The organism is Rhodococcus sp. IEGM 27, assembly GCF_033142305.1.
GTDB lineage: Bacteria > Actinomycetota > Actinomycetes > Mycobacteriales > Mycobacteriaceae > Rhodococcus_F > Rhodococcus_F oxybenzonivorans.
Genome location: NZ_JAWLSG010000003.1, coordinates 711160 through 727590 on the forward strand (window position 1 = coordinate 711160; position 16431 = coordinate 727590).

A 16431-nucleotide genomic window follows, 5' to 3' on the forward strand; every position below is an offset into this window, starting at 1 on the left:
CCTTGCGTTCAGTCCTGGCTGCCGTTCAGCAGGGACCCTACCCCGACCGATGAGCCGGACTTCTGCCGGTATGCGGGACGTGCTGTCACACTATTTCGTTAGCGCAAGTCAGATCCCCAGCGCGGCCGCGAGTTCGCGAAGCGCGGGAACCGGATCGTCCCCGGCCGGCAGCACCTGAATAGCGACGTGGTCGGCACCGGCATCGAGGTGTTCGCGCAGGCGTCCGGCGATGGCTTCCGTATCCCCGTGAGCCACCAGGGCGTCGATCAGGTCGTCACTGCCGCCGTCGGCGATCTGCTCCTGGGTGTACCCGAGCCGTTCGAGGTTGCTCACGTAGTTGCGCAGGTGCAGGTAGGGGTTGTCGACGGCGGCCCGTCCGATCGGGCGGGCCCGCGCGGTATCGGTGTCGAGAACGACCTTCTGCTCGGGCGCGAGTATCGGACCGGTGCCGAGGAGTTCGCGGGCCTCGCGGGTGTGTTGAGGAGTGGTCAGATACGGGTGGGCGCCGGCGCTGCGTGCCGCCGACAGCTCCAGCACCTTCGGGCCGAGGGCGGCCAGAATCCGGCGATCGGCCGGCACTCCGGCTTCGTCGAGGACGTCCAGGTAGCTCACCAGAGAGGAGTACGGCTTGCTGTAGTTCAGTCCCGGCTGTTCGGGATGGCCGACGCCGATCCCCAGGAGGAAACGCCCGGCGTGACGCTTTTCGAGGCGGTGGAACGATTCCGAGACCTCTTCGGCGGGCGCAGTCCAGATGTTGGTGATGCCGGTGGCCACGGTGATCGTGGACGTGGCGTCGAGCAGGCGCTCCGCCACCTCGAGGTCGGCCGGCGGAGACCCGCCGATCCAGATGGCGCCGTAGCCTGCCTTCTCGATGGCAGCGCCCACCTCGGGCTGTAGACCGCCCGCGTGTCGCCATACGCCGAACTGTCCGAGCTGCGGGGTATTCGCTGTGGTCTCTGTCATGTGGCGTGCAACCTCCCCTGTTCGCCTTTCATTCCGGCGACTCGTACTCGGCGGACCGTCAGCTTCCCGGTGCGCGATAGTCGGCCTCACGGCGTACGGCGTCGTCGATCTGTTCGGGCGTCAACAGCATGACCGACTCCGACCGTGCGGCACCGGATGCGGCGGTACGGATGCCGAGAGCGGCGGCCGCGACTTCGTCGGGTACGTCGCCGATGACGAACAGATCTCGTCCGCCGAGCGCGAAGTAGCAGGATTCTACTGTCCCGCCGATGCTTTCGACCATCCGCGTGATCGCCTCGCGTCGGGCGGTGCCACCCTCGGTGAGGAGGCCTTGCGCGCCTTCGGATGAGTACGTGACCTGCCAGAGGTATTTCGGCATGGGGCCTCCTCGGTTGTGGTCCGTCCCATGCTTCTCCCCGGGAGCGATCGCGCGCAAGGGGCAACGCCGTTAGTGTCGTGATATGGCGCAGGCCCGAATAGGTATCTCCGGTTGGACGTATCCGGGCTGGCGTGGCGATTTCTATCCGGAGGGGCTGGCTCACCGGAAGGAATTGTCCTATGCGGCGGGGCGTTTGACGTCCATCGAGATCAACGGGTCGTTCTATTCGTTGCAACGACCCACCAGCTACGCGAAGTGGCGGAGCGAGACACCGGAGAACTTCGTGTTCGCGGTCAAGGGCGGCCGCTACATCACCCACATGAAGCGGCTGGTGAACGCGGAGAGCGCGATGGCCAACTTCTTTGCCTCGGGTGTGCTCGCGCTCGGCCCCAAGCTCGGGCCGTTCCTGTGGCAGCTCCCCCCGACACTCGCCTTCGACGAGGCGAGCCTGGCCGCCTTCTTCGACCAGCTTCCGCGTACTACCGCGGAGGCGGCGGCGCTCGCGGCTCACCACGACGAGAAGCTGTCCGGCGATCGAGTTCTGCTCGAGACCGATGCCGACCGCCCGCTACGCCACGCGCTCGAGGTTCGCCACCACAGCTTCGACACGGCGGAGGCGACCGAACTGCTCCGTGCCCACGACATCGCCTTTGTGGTGGCCGACACCGCGGGCCGGTATCCGTTGGTGGAGGCGACCACCAGCACCTTCGTCTACATCCGGTTGCACGGCGACAAGGAACTTTACGCAAGCGGTTACGACGACGAAGCGCTGGACGGGTGGGCACGCAAGATCGAGCGGTGGATGGAGCAGGGGCTCGATGTGTTCGTGTACTTCGACAACGACATGAAGGGGTATGCACCGTTCGATGCGCTCCGGCTGATCGAGCGCGTGCGGGGGAATGGAGGTGTCGGGCCGCCGTGAGAGGGTGATGGCGCACTTCTCCCGGAGAAAGAGGATCACCCGATGTGGCCTACACACTGGCCGACGGTCGCCCGCGACATTGCCGAAGCGGTCGACACCGCACTCGCCGCTGCTCGCTCGTCGGACGCGGCAGCGCTGACCGAAGCAGCGGCGAAGCTGGCCGGGGCACCGCCGGAACAGGTTCGGGTAGTGCTGGCAGCCGTCGTCCGGGAACTGCTCGAGACACTCCACCCCGACGGCCTGACCGGCGAAGATGTACAGGACGTGCTCGGGCGCTGCGCTCGCGCGGCCGCCCTCTGGTTCCCCGCCGTCCCGGTCGACGCCTTCGTCAGCGTGCTCACGGGCGCACTCGGGGTGACCGAGATGGAGGAGCATCCGCGATCACCGGAACGCGTGTTCGAGGCGGCAGTTCTGGTGATCGCCGACCTGTCGGCCACGGCCGCAGTGCCCGCTACCGATTACCTGCGGCGGGCGCTCGACGAGATCGCCCGCGCCGAAACCGTCGAAATGCCCTAATCAGCTAAGGGTGGACTCCGGACTCGACGTTGGTGGCGATGCGGCGGAGCAGCCCGGCCAGAACTGAGCGTTCGTCCTCGTCCAGACCGTCGAGCAGCCGCCTGTCGCGCTCGATTCTTCGCGGCAACTCGGCGTCGACGAGCGCGCGCCCGGCGTCGGTCAGGTGAATCAGGACCACCCGCCCGTCGCGCTCGAAGGGCAGGCGTTCGACGAGGCCGAGCCTGCCGAGGCGGTCGACGTGTTTGGTGGTGGATGCGCCGCTGAGCATGGTCACGGCGGTTACTTCACTGGCCCGCAACGGCCGCCCGCTACGGGCCAGCACGCACAGCACGTCGAACTCGGGGCGGGAGACGCCGTGTTCGTCGAGCGAATGGTCCAACTGCTGCAAAGCGCGCGACCCGATGCGGGTGATCCGCCCGATCACCTCGATCGGTGAGGTATCGACCTCGGGATAGGTTTCGGCCCACTCGCGTCGGACGCGGTCGGTGAAGTCCTCGTCCGGACGGGAAGTGCTGCTCATGACAGCCATGGTAGCGACCGACCTCACACTAGTTCACAACTATTTTACTACTGAAGTATAAGCTACGCTCGAACAATGCAGGTTCTCCCTCGATACGTGCCCGACAGCAGTCGACTCGCACACTGCCGCACTGCGCTGAAGCATTCGGTGACCCCCGCCACCTGGCGTCGAGCGCTCGAGGTCCATCCGGTCGATGCCACCATCGCGCCGGCGATACGCGTGGGTGCCGCTACAGCGCTGGTGCTGGTGCTGGGCGGACTGCTCGGGCACGGCAACCTGGCGGGACTCGGTGCGCTCGGTGCGCTGACGGCGGCGTTCGGGCGGTACGAGCCGTATCCGCAGCTCGCCCGCAAGGCCGGCTTCGTGGGGATCGCCTTGGTTGTCTACGTCGCTGCCGGCGCACTGCTCGGTGCGGCCGGCTGGGCGGGGTGGTGGCAGATCGCCCTGATGTCGGTGGCCGCGGGTGCCGCTGCCTGGCTGCTGGCCGCCTTCCGGATCGCCGGCCCTGGTCCCGTCATCCTGATCTTCGCCGCCACCGCTGCAGTCGGGTATGCCAGGAATCTCTCCGACGTGGGACCGGCTGTGGCCGCTGTCGCAGGAGGAGTGGTCGTCGGGTGGCTCGCCGTCATGACGCCATATTTCTTCCTTCCGCTCGGACCTGCGCGGCTCGCGGTGGCGAGGGCCCTCGCCGCGGTGTCGGAACTGGGTCGTGAGTGCGACGGCGGATCGCTGACCTCTGCTCGCCGGGCCGTCGATCGTGCGTGGGAGGTGCTGGCACACACCGGCAGGCGCCAGGACGCGCACGTCCGTGAACTCTCCGCCCTGCTCGCCGACGCGGAAACGGTGGTCGAGCGGTGGACGTCGGATCGAGACTGCGCCACCCTGCACACCCTCGCCGAATACGAGAGCGAACTTCGCAAGGTGAAGCGCCGCAGTGTGCTTCCCGGGGTCGAGGGTCCCGATCGAGATCTGCCGGCGGCCGGCCGTTTCCTTCCGGACGGCATGCGCCGGCTGCGGTCACGGGGCGCGGCGGTCAGTGCTGCCCGCATTGCGGTGGCAGCGCTCCTCGCCGGATGCTTCTGTCTCACTGTGGGGTTGGAGCATCCGTTGTGGGCATCGATGGGTGCGATGGCGGCCATGCAGGGCATGACTTTCAGTCAGACGGTGCAGCGCGGGATCCAGCGTTTGACCGGAAATCTAGCCGGCGCAGTCCTCGCGGCAGCGTTGATCGCCGCGGCTCTGGGGTACTGGCAGACGGTGGTCGTGATCGTCGTACTGCAGACGGTGACCGAACTCGTCGTCATCAGGAATTACGGCTTCGCGTCCGTCGTGATCACCCCGATGGCTTTGCTGCTCACCGGTCTGGGGTCGGCAGTCACCCCCGGCATCGCGGTCAGTCGGGTGATCGACACTCTGGTCGGGGTGGTGATCGGCGTGATCGTGTCGGCCGTGGCCATCAGTCGCACGGATGATCACCACGTGTCCCGGCCGAGTGCGTAGAACTGCGAAATACCCTTCAAGTACGCGCCGATCGGGTGTGGAATGTCTGTATGGACACAGAACAACTTCTACCGACGGATCGTCGAAGGATTGCGCGGACAGCCGTGGAGTCGCTCGGTACGCAACGCAGTGATCACGCCATCGTGCGGGTGACCTGCCCGGCCAGTCACCGCGTTGCCACCGTGTACCGGACGGACGAGGGCCCTGTGGTCGTCGCCGGGGGTGGTCCCGGGGGCCACGGATCACGTGATCGGGCGGGCACCGGACATCATGGCGATCGACCCGGCACCGACTACATCGACATGCTCGACGCCTCCAGATTCGAGGATGATCAGATTCCGGCTCGGTGCGCGTGCGGTTCCCGCACCCTTTCTCGGTCGGAACTTCGGCAGGCGGTCCAGTCCCACACGCACGCCGTCTCGGTTCCCTGAGGGAGCGAGCCGGGGCAGTAGCAACATTCGCGGGTCGGCGAGCCGGCCTGTGGTTGGATACCCGCATGGGGAAACGACGGTGGGTCCGCCGCGTGCTCGGGGTGGGAGCGGTGGCCGGGATCTTCGCCGGAATCGTCGTGGCCGCGTCGACGGTCTGGGTGTCGCGTCAGGCCACCGGCCACATCTATGACCTCGAGGATGCTCCGGCAGCTCCCGTGGTCATCGTCCTCGGTGCGCAGGTGCGTGACGGCAAGCCGATGGCGTACCTGTCCGGCCGGCTCGACGTCGCCGTCCAGCTCGTGAGGGACGGCCGCGCGCGTGCCGTCCTCGTGTCGGGTGACGCGGGCGGGAGGTCCGGCGACGAGGTCGCGGCGATGACGGAGTACCTGGTGGAGAAGGGCATCGACCGAGATGTGATCGTCGGTGACCCCTATGGGCTCGACACCTACGACACCTGCGCGCGGGCCATACATACGTATGGGGTGACGAAGGCTCTGATCGTCACCCAGGAATTCCACGTGCCGCGGGCCGTCGCGCTGTGCCGCGACGCAGGCATCGACGCCGACGGCGTCAACGCGGGCTGCGACTGCAGTGTGTTCGCGAGGGCCAGGAACGCCATTCGAGAACCACTGTCCAGGCCCAAAGCCGTGCTCGACCTGTTGTCCGGCCGGGACCCCGCGGTGGTGTCCGCTCGGGACGATGCACTCGCGAAGGCCCTCGCACGCCAGGACTGACTTCCGGCGTGAGCCACATGCCGCCTCGGTATTCTTCTCACAGTCGACGATCGGAGGCTGAGCATGGTGTCCGATTCCGGTGCCAGACCGGATCCCAGTTCCCAGGACATCCGGAAATGGCGTCGCTATCTCGCCGACGAGCGCGCGGAGGCGGCGGTCTACCGGGACCTGGCGAAGCGTCGGACGGGTGAGGAACGCGCGATCCTCCTTGCGCTCGCCGATGCCGAGGGTCGTCACGAAGCGCACTGGCGGGCGCTTCTCGGGGAGCACGTCGGCAAGCCTGTGCGCGGTGACCTCCGGACTCGGATCCTGGGTGTCCTCGCGAGAAGATTCGGCTCGGTGTTCGTGCTCGCCCTCGCGCAGCGCGCGGAGACGCGGTCGCCCTATCCGACGGACGTCGACGCCACCGATGCCATGGGTGCCGACGAACGAATCCACGAAGAAGTTGTACGCGCACTGGCTGCGCGGGGACGGAATCGGCTCTCCGGCACCTTCCGTGCCGCCGTGTTCGGTGCCAACGACGGTCTGGTCAGCAATCTGGCGCTCGTGCTCGGCATCAGCGGAAGTGGCGTCTCCAATTCGATCGTTCTTTTGACCGGTCTTGCGGGTCTGCTCGCCGGCGCACTCTCGATGGGAGCAGGCGAGTACGTGTCGGTCCGATCGCAGCGCGAGCTGCTCGAGGCCTCCACGCCGGGACGTGCCGCCCGTGAGGCGGTGGCTCTCCTCGACGTCGATGCCAACGAACTTGCCCTCGTCTACCGGGCGCGCGGAATGTCGGTGGAGGAGGCCGAGAACCGCGCGAACGAGGTGCTCCAGACCACGTATCACCCTGAACCTGCCACCGAGAGCGTCGACCAGCACGAGGCCGTCGGCACCGGAATCGGTGCTGCCGCAGCCAGTTTCAGTTTCTTCGCGTCAGGTGCCATCATTCCCGTACTGCCGTACCTGTTCGGGCTGGAGGGCACTGCAGCGCTCCTCGTCGCTGCTGCGCTCGTCGGCGTGGCGCTGCTCGGAACCGGTGTTGTGGTCGGGCTGCTTTCGGGTGGCCCACCCGTCAAGCGGGCTCTACGCCAGCTGGCAATCGGTTACGGCGCCGCGGCCGCGACCTACGCGCTGGGGATGCTGTTCGGGACGGGCGGCTGAGACTCGCCGTGACCTTCCGCGGGGACATTCGGGTCGTCAGCACCGCGCGTACAGCGTCGGGTAGCTTCTCGCGATGACTGCGCGGCGGCTGGGTCAACGCGGATGCGATCCCCGGCTTCAGTGCACGCGTGAAGGCATTGTTCGCCCGGGTGCTGGGGCTCGAGGTGTAGCGACAGTCGGCGCCGCTGAATGTTACCCCCGGGTATGGCGTGTGGGAATCGGTGGACGTAACCCGGCGATGCTAAGTTGCCCTCGCCAGGTGTGGCCGAGACGGACCTGTGCGCGGAAAGAGTGGACAGCGGAGGGGTTCGGGGATGTCGAAGAGATGGGTCGCGTCGTTCGCGGCGGTGGCTATCGGTTCGGGCGTGATCGTCTACTCGAATCAGAGCTCGGCCGGCGCCGAACCCGAAACGGTGTCCAACGGGGTGCCGGGTAGTGGTTCGTGCGCCAGCGACAGCACCAACGAAACCGCTTCGCTCATACCGGAAAAGCTCGAAATTCCGATCCCGTACCCGAAGATCACCACCGTTCCGTACCCGGCGCCCACCACGGAACCTACGCGTATTGCTCCGCCGCCGCTGCCCGCGGACCCGTGCCTGGATCCCTGCCCCGACCTCACCGACGACACCGAGCTCGATCCCGGAAACCTGTCGAGTGTGTTGAACATTCCGGATGTCAGCGTGAAATTCACGCCCTTCCACCTCGGCATTCCCGTCCCCGGCGCAGACGTGGCCTTACCGCCTCCGCCGCCGCTGGTGCATCCCGCGACCGAGGAAGCGCCCCGGAGTCCTGCTCCGGCAACCCCGAAGATCGGTGACGTGACCCGGGTGGCCAAGGTGACCGGGGCCGGCTCCGTCAGCCGGACCGACAAGCGCTACCAAGTCAACGGCACCGACCTGGGCATCATGTGGGAGAGTGCGCCCGACCAGGTCGCAGTCGCCTTCGGTGACACCGTCGGCAAGGGCTTCATGCCACCCGGTGGCCAGGGCGGCGACTGGCGCAGCAACGTCCTCGGCTTCAGTTCCGACCGCAACCTCGCAGACGGTATGAGCCTCGACAGCATGGTGCAGGACAGCCGTTGTCACGCGGCGGAACTGCTGGACAGCCGGAAACTCGACAACGTCGAGATCACGACCATTCCGACGTCGGGATTCGCGGTCGGCAACCGGCAGTACATGAGTTACATGTCGATCCGGACGTGGAACAGCATTCCCGCAACGTGGTGGACGAACTATGGCGGTATCGCCTATTCGGACGACGGCGGGTCGACGTGGACCAAGGACCCCTACGCCAAGTGGGACAACATTTTCGGCGTCACCAAATTCCAGGTGGCCTCGATGGTTCCGGTCGGCGACTTCGTCTACATGTTCGGTACTCCCAATACCCGGCTGGGTTCGATCGGCCTCGCGCGGGTTCCCGCCGATCAGGTGCTCAACAAGTCGGCCTACCAGTACTGGCAGCACGGAAACTGGACCCCGGTCGGTGGTTTCAACGAGGCCACCCCCATCGTGAACGCGCCGGCCGGCGAACTGTCCGTGCGGTATGAGGAGGCCACCGGCAAGTGGCAGATGTCCTACCTCGACACCTCCAAGGCGGCCATCGTTCTCCGGGAGTCCGATTCGCCGCAGGGTGAATGGTCGGACGGTGCCCCGATGGTCAGCGCCATGGAGTATCCGGAGCTGTACGGCGGTTTCATCCACCCGTGGTCGAGTGGTGAGGATTTGTACTTCACCCTGTCGACGTGGTCCGACTACAACGTGTTCCTCATGAGGGCGAAGCTGGGCGGCTAGCGCCCGTGAGTGGTTGACGAGTCCAGGGACTCCTTAACCACTCACGAGCCCGGAGGGCCTACAGCAGCCCGTGCCGGGGCGGAATGGTCCCCGACAACGTCCACCGGCCGATGTGCTGGATCTTCCAGCGTGTGGGGTCGTGCAGGGTGTGGGTACGCGCGTCGCGCCAGAAACGGGAGAGATTGCCCGACTCCGACGCACTGCGCGTGCCCCCGAGCTCGAACAGCACGGACGACGCCTCGAGTGACGCTCTTGCCGACGCCACCTTGGCAGCGGCCGCGTCGATCGAGGCGACGGCGGCCGTCGACTCGGTCAGGTCTCTGCGTGCGGTATCGATGCTCCGGGCCCCCTCTCGCAGCAGAGCGGTGGCCGCCCGCACCCCGAGCGATGCTTCACCGGCCAATTGGATGAGCAGGGGGTCGTCGACGGCGTCGCTGACACCGGCTTCGAAGTACGGCCGCGCCCGACGTGCCGACCGTACCGCCTCGTTCAGCGCGGCGGACGCGATGCCGGCGTCGATGGCTGCGTGCAGTATCTGTGCCTGGGCACCGTACGTGGTGGGTGCGTCGAAGATCGGGGAGAACGGCACGACATGGGCCGTGGGCACCCGCACGGAGTCGAAGGTGACGGTGCCGCTCGCAGTGGTTCTCTGGCCCATGCCGTCCCAGTCGTCGACGATCGAGAGTCCCGGCGCGGTCCTCGGGACGTAAGCGACAGCTTTGGCCGGTTTTCCGGTTGTTGTGGTGGCCCCGGTAAGTGTGGCCCGTACGGCGATCCAGTCGGCGAAGAGGGCGCCGGTGCTGTAGAACTTCGTTCCGTCGACGACGAAGTCGGGGCCCTCCTCGGCCAGAGTGGTGGCGTCGACGTCGATGGTCGTCGTCCCGCGCTCGCTTTGCGCATTGGCGAACTGCGCACCGGCGAGAACTTCGCTGTAGAAGAACTTGCGTTGATCGAAAGTTCCTTGAAGCCGCAAGACCTCGAGGAACGTGTAGTGGCTGTGCGGGATCTGCGCAATACTCGGATCGGATTCTGCCAGAAGGCGAAACACCTCTGTGAGCGTCTCCGTTCGGGCATCGATTCCGCCGTGCTCGCGCGGGACGCTCAGTGCGAGAAGGCCAGACTGTGCCAGCGCCCGAATCTGGTCGTTCGGCAGTGTCCGTTCCGCGTCACGGGCCGAGGCGTCGACGGCGAATTGTGCGGCGAGATCGGCGGCGACGGCCAGGGCCTGCGCCTCGTCGGTGATCCGGTGAGCGTTCTGGACGGCGGTCATGGTCCTCCGAGTGGTCGTGACGTGCCGAGTCCGGCTACCGGGTGTGGCAGCCGGACTCGGCGATCAGTGAAACGTAGATAGGCGAGATCCTAGGTGTACCAGGTAGGTTCGGGAATCTCGCCGGTCAGGACGTAGCCGCCCACCTCGCGGCGCTTGTACGCCACGGGATCGTGCAAGGTATGCGTTCGGACGTTACGCCAGAAGATGTCCAGCCCGACACTGTTGGAGGTGGCGCGCGCACCCGTCAACTCGAAGACTCTCGTTCCGATTTCGAGTGCAACGTCGGCAGCCCGTAGTTTCGCTGCGGCAATCCGCACGGCGAGATCGCCGCGAGCCTGCTCGGTGAGGTTTTCCCGCGCGTCGTGCAGGACCGCGTCGGACTCGCGATTGACCTGATCGACCAAGGCCTCCGCTGCCCACAGCTTCGCCTGCAGGTCGCCGTAGCCTTCACGCAGGTACCACTCGTCGGTGGCGAGTTCCTTGTTGTCGCCCCCGTACGGCCACGGGCGCGTGCGCGTTCGGGTGTACTCGGCGGCGGTGTCGAGAGCGCCCCGGGCGATTCCGACGTAGAAGTTGGCGAACACGATCTCGAGTGCCGGGAAATTCAGCGTGTTGTAGGCGAGGGGCTGGAACTCCTTGTCCACGAACCCCGCTGCCCCCGCCCAGTCCACCTCTACGTCATTGATCTCCACCGAACCGGAATCGGTGAGGCGTTGGCCCAGGTTGTCCCAGTCACCGCGGAAGACGATACGGTCCTGAGCGGTCGGAACGATGGCGAACACATGGGTGGCGGTGCCCTCGATGATGCCCTCGAGCACGGTGAGGTCGGTGGCACGCCCTCCGGTGGAGAACGATTTCACGCCGTTGTACACCAAGGTCTCGCCACGGTCGACGATGGTGAGGTCGGTGTCCCGCGGGTTGACCGCACCGCCGAAGAGGAAGTTGTTGCTGGTGTACAGCTCCTCCACCGCGCCGATCTGGGGTTCGGTGCCGACGAGCCGCACGGCCCACGCCCACAGGTAGTGGTATCCGAGGAGCTGCCCGATCGAACCGTCGCCGCGGGCGATCACCCGGACCACGTGATACGCCGTCTCCCAGCGCTGTCCGCCGCCACCGAACTCGGTGGGGCCCAGGAGTGTGACCAATCCGCTGTCCTTGAGGAGCTGGACTTCCGCGTAGGGGGCGGCTCCGACGCGGTCGCGTTCGACGGCGTCGCGGGCGAGGATGTCGCTCACCTTCTCTGCGCGGGCAATCCACTCTGCGCTCGTGGTCGGGGTCTCTGCCCAGACTGTATCTGCCGTGGTTACTGTCATGACTGATCTCCTGTGTCGTTCCGTGCGGTTCCGATGGCCCAGACGTAGATGGGCTCGGTTCCGTTGATTTCGTAGTCGCCGACGACCTTCGCCTTGAACGCCACCGGGTTGTGGCTCGCCACGGTGCGCGCATTTCTCCAGAACCTGTCGAGGCCCCAGCCGCGGTCGACACCCGGGGCGCCGAGTGCGTCGAAAATCTTCGCCGTGGCCGGGACGACGAGGGACGTCGAGGCGATCTGTCCTTGCGAGGAGGCGATTTCGGCGGCGATGTTGGCCGCCTTCTCCTCATCGGGGTCGCTGCCGAATGCGGCCTCGTAGGCCCATTGCGCCGGCTCCGCCGCATGAATCGCGATGGCCTCGGCTGCGTGCGCGGCAGCGGACACCTCACCCACCACCTGCTGGATCTGGGCGTCCTGAGCGTAGGTGGGTGCGTTGCCATGACTGAACGTGCGGGTGCGGGCGGCGACGCGTGCGGCAATGGCGTCCGTCGCAGCTCGGGCGATCCCGGCCAGAGTCGCCAGGTGGAACAACTGGTAGAAGGCGGTCTGATACTTGAAGCGCGTGGAGAAGTCGAAGATGTTCTCCGGCCGGACCACTGCATTCTCGTAGGTCGATGTGCCCGAACCGGTGGTCTGTTGCCCGAAACCGTTCCAGTCGTCGCTGTGGGTCACACCCGGTTGGCGTGCGCCGACGGCGGCGATGACGAAAGCACCGGTGTCGGTGCGCTGCGAATACAGGTCGATCCAGTCGGCGAAGATGGACCCCGTGCTGTAGTACTTGGCGCCGTTCGCGAGGAAGTGATCACCGTCGGGTGAGGGCGATACCTTGGTGTTGGCTTCCCCGAGGGCAACGTCTCCGATCTCCGTCCACGCGTTTCCCACGAGTTGGCCGTCGACGAAACGCTGCAGCCAGAGGTCGCGGTCCACGCCTTCGGCCGCCACCAGACGGTCCTCGACGAATGCGAAATGGCCACGCAGAGCCTGGGTGACATTGGAATCCGCGGCCGAGAGTTCGACGAGAAGCCGGAACAGCTGCGGAATGCTCGCGCCGAAACCGCCGTGCGACGTGGGTACCCGGATTGCGCCGAAACCAGCTCTCTTCAGGGCGTCGATCTGTTCGTAGGGAAGAACATGGTCGCGTTCGCGCTGCACCACCCCCTCGGCGATGTCGGAGAAGATGGGGCGGAATGTATTGGCGAGCGTGTTGTAGTCCGTCTCGCTTGCGATCGGGGGAGCAGCTCTTCGCTCCTGTACGGCTGTCATGTCAGCGAAGCTCACACGCCTCCGCAGGAAGGAGGAAGGGTTGCACGCGTCATGATCGGAAGGGTGGCTGCAACCGTGGTGAACAGGTTCGATCCTGGGTATGTCAACGGAACACATCGCCGATCAGATCAAGTTCGCCTACTGGGTGCCCAACGTCAGTGGCGGACTGGTCACGTCCGACATCGAACAGCGCACGAGCTGGGACTACGAATACAACAAGAAGCTCGCCCAGACGGCGGAGAACAACGGTTTCGAGTACGCACTCAGCCAGGTGCGCTACGAGGCGAGCTACGGCGCGGAGTTCCAGCACGAGTCGACCAGTTTCAGCCTCGCGCTGCTGCTCGCCACCGAGCGGCTGAAGGTGATCGCGGCGGTGCACCCCGGATTGTGGCAGCCCGCCGTACTGGCGAAGCTGGGGGCCACAGCAGACCACCTCTCGAACGGCAGGTTCGCGGTGAACGTGGTGAGCGGCTGGTTCAAAGATGAGTTCACCCACCTCGGAGAGCCCTGGCTCGAACACGACGAGCGCTACCGGCGCAGCGCCGAGTTCCTGCAAGTGCTGCGCAAGATCTGGACCGAAGACGAGGTCGATTTCCGAGGGGACTTCTACCGCATCCACGACTTCACGCTGAAGCCGAAACCGCTGAACACGTCGGAACGGCCCAACCCGGAACTGTTCCAGGGCGGAAACTCTTCAGCGGCCCGGGTGAACGGCGGACGATACGCGGATTGGTACTTCTCCAATGGCAAGGATTACGACGGTGTCACCGAGCAGATCGTGGACCTCCGCCGGCATGCGCGTGAGGCGAACCGCGAAGTGAAGTTCGGTCTCAATGGATTCATCATTGCCCGCGACACCGAAAAAGAAGCCCGCGATACCCTCCGGGAAATCATCGACAAGGCCAACAAGCCGGCCGTCGAAGGGTTCAAGTCGGCCGTCCAGCAAGCGGGTGCGTCCACCGCCGACAAATCGGGTATGTGGGCGGATTCGACCTTCGAAGATTTGGTGCAGTACAACGATGGGTTCCGTACCCAGCTGATCGGCACACCTGAGCAAGTCGCCGAGCGCATCGTCGAATACCGTCGCCGCGGCGTCGATCTCATTCTGGGCGGCTTCCTCCACTTCCAGGAGGAGATCGAATACTTCGGCGCCAAGGTGCTGCCCCTCGTCCGCGAACTGGAGGCGGCGGAGAGGCTTGTGTCCGTGAGTGGTTAGCGAGCCCAGAGACTCGTTAACCACTCACGGGCGGCGGAGCCGCCTACCGGGCGAGGGCCCGGCCGGCGGCGCGCCCGGAGAAGATGCAGCCGCCGAGGAAGGTGCCCTCGAGTGCGCTGTAACCGTGCACTCCGCCGCCGCCGAATCCGGCGACCTCACCCGCGGCGTAGAGGCCCTCGAACGGGGTGCCGTCCGGCTTGATGACCTGTGAGTCGAGGTTGGTTTCGAGACCACCCAGGGTCTTGCGGGTGAGGAGGTGCAGCCGGACAGCGATCAGCGGGCCGTTTTCGGGGGCGAGTATCTCGTGTGGGGCGACGACGCGAGTGATCTTGTCGGCGAGAAGGTTCCGTGCATTGTGGATAGCCATCACCTGGAAGTCTTTGCTGTAGCTGTTCTTCACCTCGCGGTCTCGGGCCACGATTTCATGTTCGAGGTCCTCGTACTTGATCAGGGGCTGGTCGGTGAGCGCGTTCATGCCGTCGACGAGGTCGCGAAGGTTGTCGCGGACCACGAAATCGACCCCGTGCTGTTTGAATGCTTCGACTGGTCCGGGTGCACCCTTTCTCAGGCGCGCGGCGAGGAGCTTGAAATCCCGCCCGGTGATGTCGGGGTTCTGTTCGGAGCCCGACAGCGCGAACTCCTTCTCGATGATCTTCTGGTCGAGCACGAACCACGTGTGGTGGTGGCCGCTGTTCATGATGTATTCCAGCGTTCCCATGGTGTCGAACCCGGGGAAGTTGGGGCTGGGCAGCCGTTTCCCGTTGGCGTCGAACCACATGGACGACGGGCCGGGAATGATCCGGATTCCGTGATTGGGCCAGATGGGGTCCCAGTTCTGGATGCCCTCGGTGTAGTGCCACATGCGGTCGCGGTTGACGATGTTGCCGCCCGCGTTTTCGGTGATTTCCAGCATTCTGCCGTCGACGTGCGCCGGGACCCCGGCGAGCATGTTCTCGGGCGCCTTGCCCAGTCGGGCAGGCCAGTTCTTCGCGACCAGTTCGGGGTTTCCGCCGATGCCGCCGGAGGTGACGACCACCGCCTGCGCCGAGAATTCGAAGTCACCTACCGCCGTTCTCGAGCTCTTCACCCCGCGCGGCTCGGTGGAGGGTTCGAGGACGGTGCCGCGCACCCCGGTGGCGGCGCCGTTGGTGACGACGATCTCGTCGACCTGATGTCGATGCTTGAACGTGACCAGTCCGCGCTGTGAGGCGGCGATGACGCGGGTGAGGAAGATTTCGACGACACCCGGTCCGGTGCCCCAGGTGATGTGGAAGCGGGGCACCGAGTTGCCCTGCCCGAGAGCAGATCCCCGACCGCGCTCGGCCCACCCGACATTGGGCATCAGACGCAGGCCGAGGTCGTGCAGGTATTGGCGCTTCTCGCCGGCGGCGAACTCGACGTACGCCTGCGCCCACAGCCGGGGCCACTGGTCCTCTCGTTCGCGGTCGAAGGCGGCGGTGCCCATCCAGTCCTGGATCGCGAGCTCGTACGAGTCCTTGATACCGAGACGCCGCTGCTCGGGCGTGTCGACGAGAAACAAACCGCCGAGTGACCAGAAGGCCTGCCCGCCGAGGTTCGAGGAACTCTCCTGCTCGACCACCAGGACTTTGCGGCCCGCCTTCACCATTTCATAGGTGGCGACGAGACCGGCCAAGCCGGCGCCGACGACGATGACATCAGCCTGTTCGGTCACGAAGACTCCTCTTGTCGGGCGGTGCGTGGTGGGGTGGTGTCGGGCCGGCTGTATGCCGTCACGACGTGGGTGAACAGATCGACGCGCAGTTCCCGGGCGGACGCGCTGGCGTCCTCGATCAGGCACTGGACGCTGGTGCCGTCGTGTACGGCGACCAAGGCGCGGCCCAATGTCTGCGGGTCGCCGACAATGGTGCGGCCGAGTCGGCCGAGGGCACTCTCGAGGATCGGCACGATCGTGTCGAGGATCGCTTGTTCGCGCGCCGCGAGGGCCTTCTTCAAGGCGGGATTACGTAGCGCATGCGCGGTGAATTCGGCGTTGATCCGGTACCACTGGTCGTCGACGGGAACGACGTCGAGTATCAGGGCGGTACCGGCACGCACCTTCTCCGACGGCGGGAGATCGGTCAGGTCGATGTCCGACGACTCGGCTGCCAGTCGAATGTGCTCGAGCATGGCGGTGGATCGCTGCTCCCACATGGCGAAGAACATCTCGTCGAGGGAGGCGAAGTTGGAGTAGAAGGCGCCGCGCGTGTATCCGCCGCGCTCACAGATCTGTTCGACCGTCGAGCGCCCGAACCCGTTCTCCGAGAACACCTCGCCCGCTGCGTCGAGTAGGCGCCGCCGAGTTTGGCCTCGCCGTTTCGTCACCCTCCTCGGCGCGTCGGTGGCATGGTGAGGGGTAGGCGCCGAAGATGTCGCCATGTTCCCTCCTCGGCGCCGGGGTCGGTGGACTCACTCGATACACTAACGTATCGAATACGCTGGTGTATCGAAGTC

At 65.9% G+C, this 16431-nt stretch carries 16 protein-coding genes; 8 read left to right on the plus strand and 8 right to left on the minus strand.

Annotation, left to right across the window (positions count from 1 at the left end):
• Positions 1-108: 108 nt before the first annotated feature.
• Together R4P95_RS14220 and R4P95_RS14225 are read right to left on the minus strand one after the other, a co-directional pair.
• Positions 109-963 (minus strand): LLM class F420-dependent oxidoreductase, encoded by an 855-nt coding sequence (locus R4P95_RS14220; protein WP_317744110.1) that lies wholly within the window; start codon positions 961-963, stop codon positions 109-111.
• 58 nt (positions 964-1021) lie between these two features.
• Positions 1022-1342: a GYD domain-containing protein gene (locus R4P95_RS14225; protein ID WP_109333912.1), complete on the minus strand. Its 321-nt coding sequence runs from the start codon at positions 1340-1342 to the stop codon at positions 1022-1024.
• 82 nt (positions 1343-1424) lie between these two features.
• Between R4P95_RS14225 and R4P95_RS14230 the strand changes: the two genes are divergently transcribed.
• Together R4P95_RS14230 and R4P95_RS14235 are read left to right on the plus strand one after the other, a co-directional pair.
• A complete protein-coding gene (locus R4P95_RS14230; protein ID WP_317744109.1) occupies positions 1425-2264 on the plus strand; it encodes a DUF72 domain-containing protein in 840 nt (279 codons plus the stop codon).
• Between the two features lie 42 nt (positions 2265-2306).
• On the plus strand, positions 2307-2780 hold the full coding sequence (locus tag R4P95_RS14235) for a hypothetical protein (RefSeq protein ID WP_317744107.1): 474 nt from the start codon (positions 2307-2309) through the stop codon (positions 2778-2780).
• Between the two features lie 4 nt (positions 2781-2784).
• Here the strand turns inward: R4P95_RS14235 and R4P95_RS14240 are convergent, their stop codons facing one another.
• Positions 2785-3300: a MarR family winged helix-turn-helix transcriptional regulator gene (locus R4P95_RS14240; RefSeq protein ID WP_374432977.1), complete on the minus strand. Its 516-nt coding sequence runs from the start codon at positions 3298-3300 to the stop codon at positions 2785-2787.
• A 75-nt stretch (positions 3301-3375) separates the two neighbouring features.
• On the opposite strand from R4P95_RS14240, the gene R4P95_RS14245 reads away from it, so the two are divergent.
• From R4P95_RS14245 to R4P95_RS14265, 5 genes are all read left to right on the plus strand, one after another.
• Positions 3376-4800, plus strand: coding sequence for an FUSC family protein (locus R4P95_RS14245; protein WP_317744106.1), 1425 nt, complete (start codon positions 3376-3378; stop codon positions 4798-4800).
• 50 nt (positions 4801-4850) lie between these two features.
• The gene (locus R4P95_RS14250) at positions 4851-5231 is read left to right on the plus strand and encodes a hypothetical protein (protein WP_317744104.1); all 381 of its coding nucleotides are present in this window, start codon (positions 4851-4853) and stop codon (positions 5229-5231) included.
• Between the two features lie 65 nt (positions 5232-5296).
• On the plus strand, positions 5297-5965 hold the full coding sequence (locus tag R4P95_RS14255; RefSeq protein ID WP_317744103.1) for a vancomycin high temperature exclusion protein: 669 nt from the start codon (positions 5297-5299) through the stop codon (positions 5963-5965).
• A gap of 63 nt (positions 5966-6028) precedes the next feature.
• Positions 6029-7108, plus strand: coding sequence for a VIT1/CCC1 transporter family protein (locus R4P95_RS14260; protein ID WP_213576152.1), 1080 nt, complete (start codon positions 6029-6031; stop codon positions 7106-7108).
• 314 nt (positions 7109-7422) lie between these two features.
• On the plus strand, positions 7423-8898 hold the full coding sequence (locus R4P95_RS14265) for a DUF4185 domain-containing protein (RefSeq protein WP_317744102.1): 1476 nt from the start codon (positions 7423-7425) through the stop codon (positions 8896-8898).
• Between the two features lie 58 nt (positions 8899-8956).
• On the opposite strand, the gene R4P95_RS14270 is transcribed toward R4P95_RS14265, so the two are convergent.
• From R4P95_RS14270 to R4P95_RS14280, 3 genes are all read right to left on the minus strand, one after another.
• The gene (locus R4P95_RS14270) at positions 8957-10168 is read right to left on the minus strand and encodes an SfnB family sulfur acquisition oxidoreductase (protein ID WP_317744099.1); all 1212 of its coding nucleotides are present in this window, start codon (positions 10166-10168) and stop codon (positions 8957-8959) included.
• Positions 10169-10257: 89 nt separating this feature from the next.
• The gene (locus R4P95_RS14275) at positions 10258-11481 is read right to left on the minus strand and encodes an acyl-CoA dehydrogenase family protein (RefSeq protein WP_317744098.1); all 1224 of its coding nucleotides are present in this window, start codon (positions 11479-11481) and stop codon (positions 10258-10260) included.
• A complete protein-coding gene (locus tag R4P95_RS14280; protein ID WP_317756786.1) occupies positions 11478-12743 on the minus strand; it encodes an acyl-CoA dehydrogenase family protein in 1266 nt (421 codons plus the stop codon). The genes R4P95_RS14275 and R4P95_RS14280 overlap by 4 nt, the downstream gene beginning before the upstream one ends.
• A 100-nt stretch (positions 12744-12843) precedes the next feature.
• Here R4P95_RS14280 and sfnG point away from each other — a divergent pair, with 100 nt between their 5' ends.
• Entirely contained in the window at positions 12844-13959 is a 1116-nt protein-coding gene (gene sfnG, locus R4P95_RS14285; RefSeq protein WP_317744093.1) for a dimethylsulfone monooxygenase SfnG, read from the plus strand.
• Between the two features lie 43 nt (positions 13960-14002).
• Here sfnG and R4P95_RS14290 read toward each other — a convergent pair whose 3' ends face one another.
• Complete coding sequence (locus R4P95_RS14290) at positions 14003-15652, minus strand: FAD-binding dehydrogenase (protein ID WP_317744090.1); 1650 nt, start codon at positions 15650-15652, stop codon at positions 14003-14005.
• A complete protein-coding gene (locus tag R4P95_RS14295; RefSeq protein ID WP_213576160.1) occupies positions 15649-16356 on the minus strand; it encodes a TetR/AcrR family transcriptional regulator in 708 nt (235 codons plus the stop codon). Before R4P95_RS14295 ends, R4P95_RS14290 begins: the two co-directional genes overlap by 4 nt.
• Positions 16357-16431 lie beyond the last annotated feature (75 nt).

Excerpts from the sequence above, each read along its gene's own strand:
- R4P95_RS14220 (WP_317744110.1), bottom strand. The coding sequence starts at position 963 with ATGACAGAGACCACAGCGAATACCCCGCAGCTCGGACAGTTCGGCGTA.
- R4P95_RS14225 (WP_109333912.1), bottom strand. The coding sequence starts at position 1,342 with ATGCCGAAATACCTCTGGCAGGTCACGTACTCATCCGAAGGCGCGCAA.
- R4P95_RS14230 (WP_317744109.1), top strand. The coding sequence starts at position 1,425 with ATGGCGCAGGCCCGAATAGGTATCTCCGGTTGGACGTATCCGGGCTGG.
- R4P95_RS14235 (WP_317744107.1), top strand. The coding sequence starts at position 2,307 with ATGTGGCCTACACACTGGCCGACGGTCGCCCGCGACATTGCCGAAGCG.
- R4P95_RS14240 (WP_374432977.1), bottom strand. The coding sequence starts at position 3,300 with ATGAGCAGCACTTCCCGTCCGGACGAGGACTTCACCGACCGCGTCCGA.
- R4P95_RS14245 (WP_317744106.1), top strand. The coding sequence starts at position 3,376 with ATGCAGGTTCTCCCTCGATACGTGCCCGACAGCAGTCGACTCGCACAC.
- R4P95_RS14250 (WP_317744104.1), top strand. The coding sequence starts at position 4,851 with ATGGACACAGAACAACTTCTACCGACGGATCGTCGAAGGATTGCGCGG.
- R4P95_RS14255 (WP_317744103.1), top strand. The coding sequence starts at position 5,297 with ATGGGGAAACGACGGTGGGTCCGCCGCGTGCTCGGGGTGGGAGCGGTG.
- R4P95_RS14260 (WP_213576152.1), top strand. The coding sequence starts at position 6,029 with ATGGTGTCCGATTCCGGTGCCAGACCGGATCCCAGTTCCCAGGACATC.
- R4P95_RS14265 (WP_317744102.1), top strand. The coding sequence starts at position 7,423 with ATGTCGAAGAGATGGGTCGCGTCGTTCGCGGCGGTGGCTATCGGTTCG.
- R4P95_RS14270 (WP_317744099.1), bottom strand. The coding sequence starts at position 10,168 with ATGACCGCCGTCCAGAACGCTCACCGGATCACCGACGAGGCGCAGGCC.
- R4P95_RS14275 (WP_317744098.1), bottom strand. The coding sequence starts at position 11,481 with ATGACAGTAACCACGGCAGATACAGTCTGGGCAGAGACCCCGACCACG.
- R4P95_RS14280 (WP_317756786.1), bottom strand. The coding sequence starts at position 12,743 with ATGACAGCCGTACAGGAGCGAAGAGCTGCTCCCCCGATCGCAAGCGAG.
- sfnG (WP_317744093.1), top strand. The coding sequence starts at position 12,844 with ATGTCAACGGAACACATCGCCGATCAGATCAAGTTCGCCTACTGGGTG.
- R4P95_RS14295 (WP_213576160.1), bottom strand. The coding sequence starts at position 16,356 with ATGGCGACATCTTCGGCGCCTACCCCTCACCATGCCACCGACGCGCCG.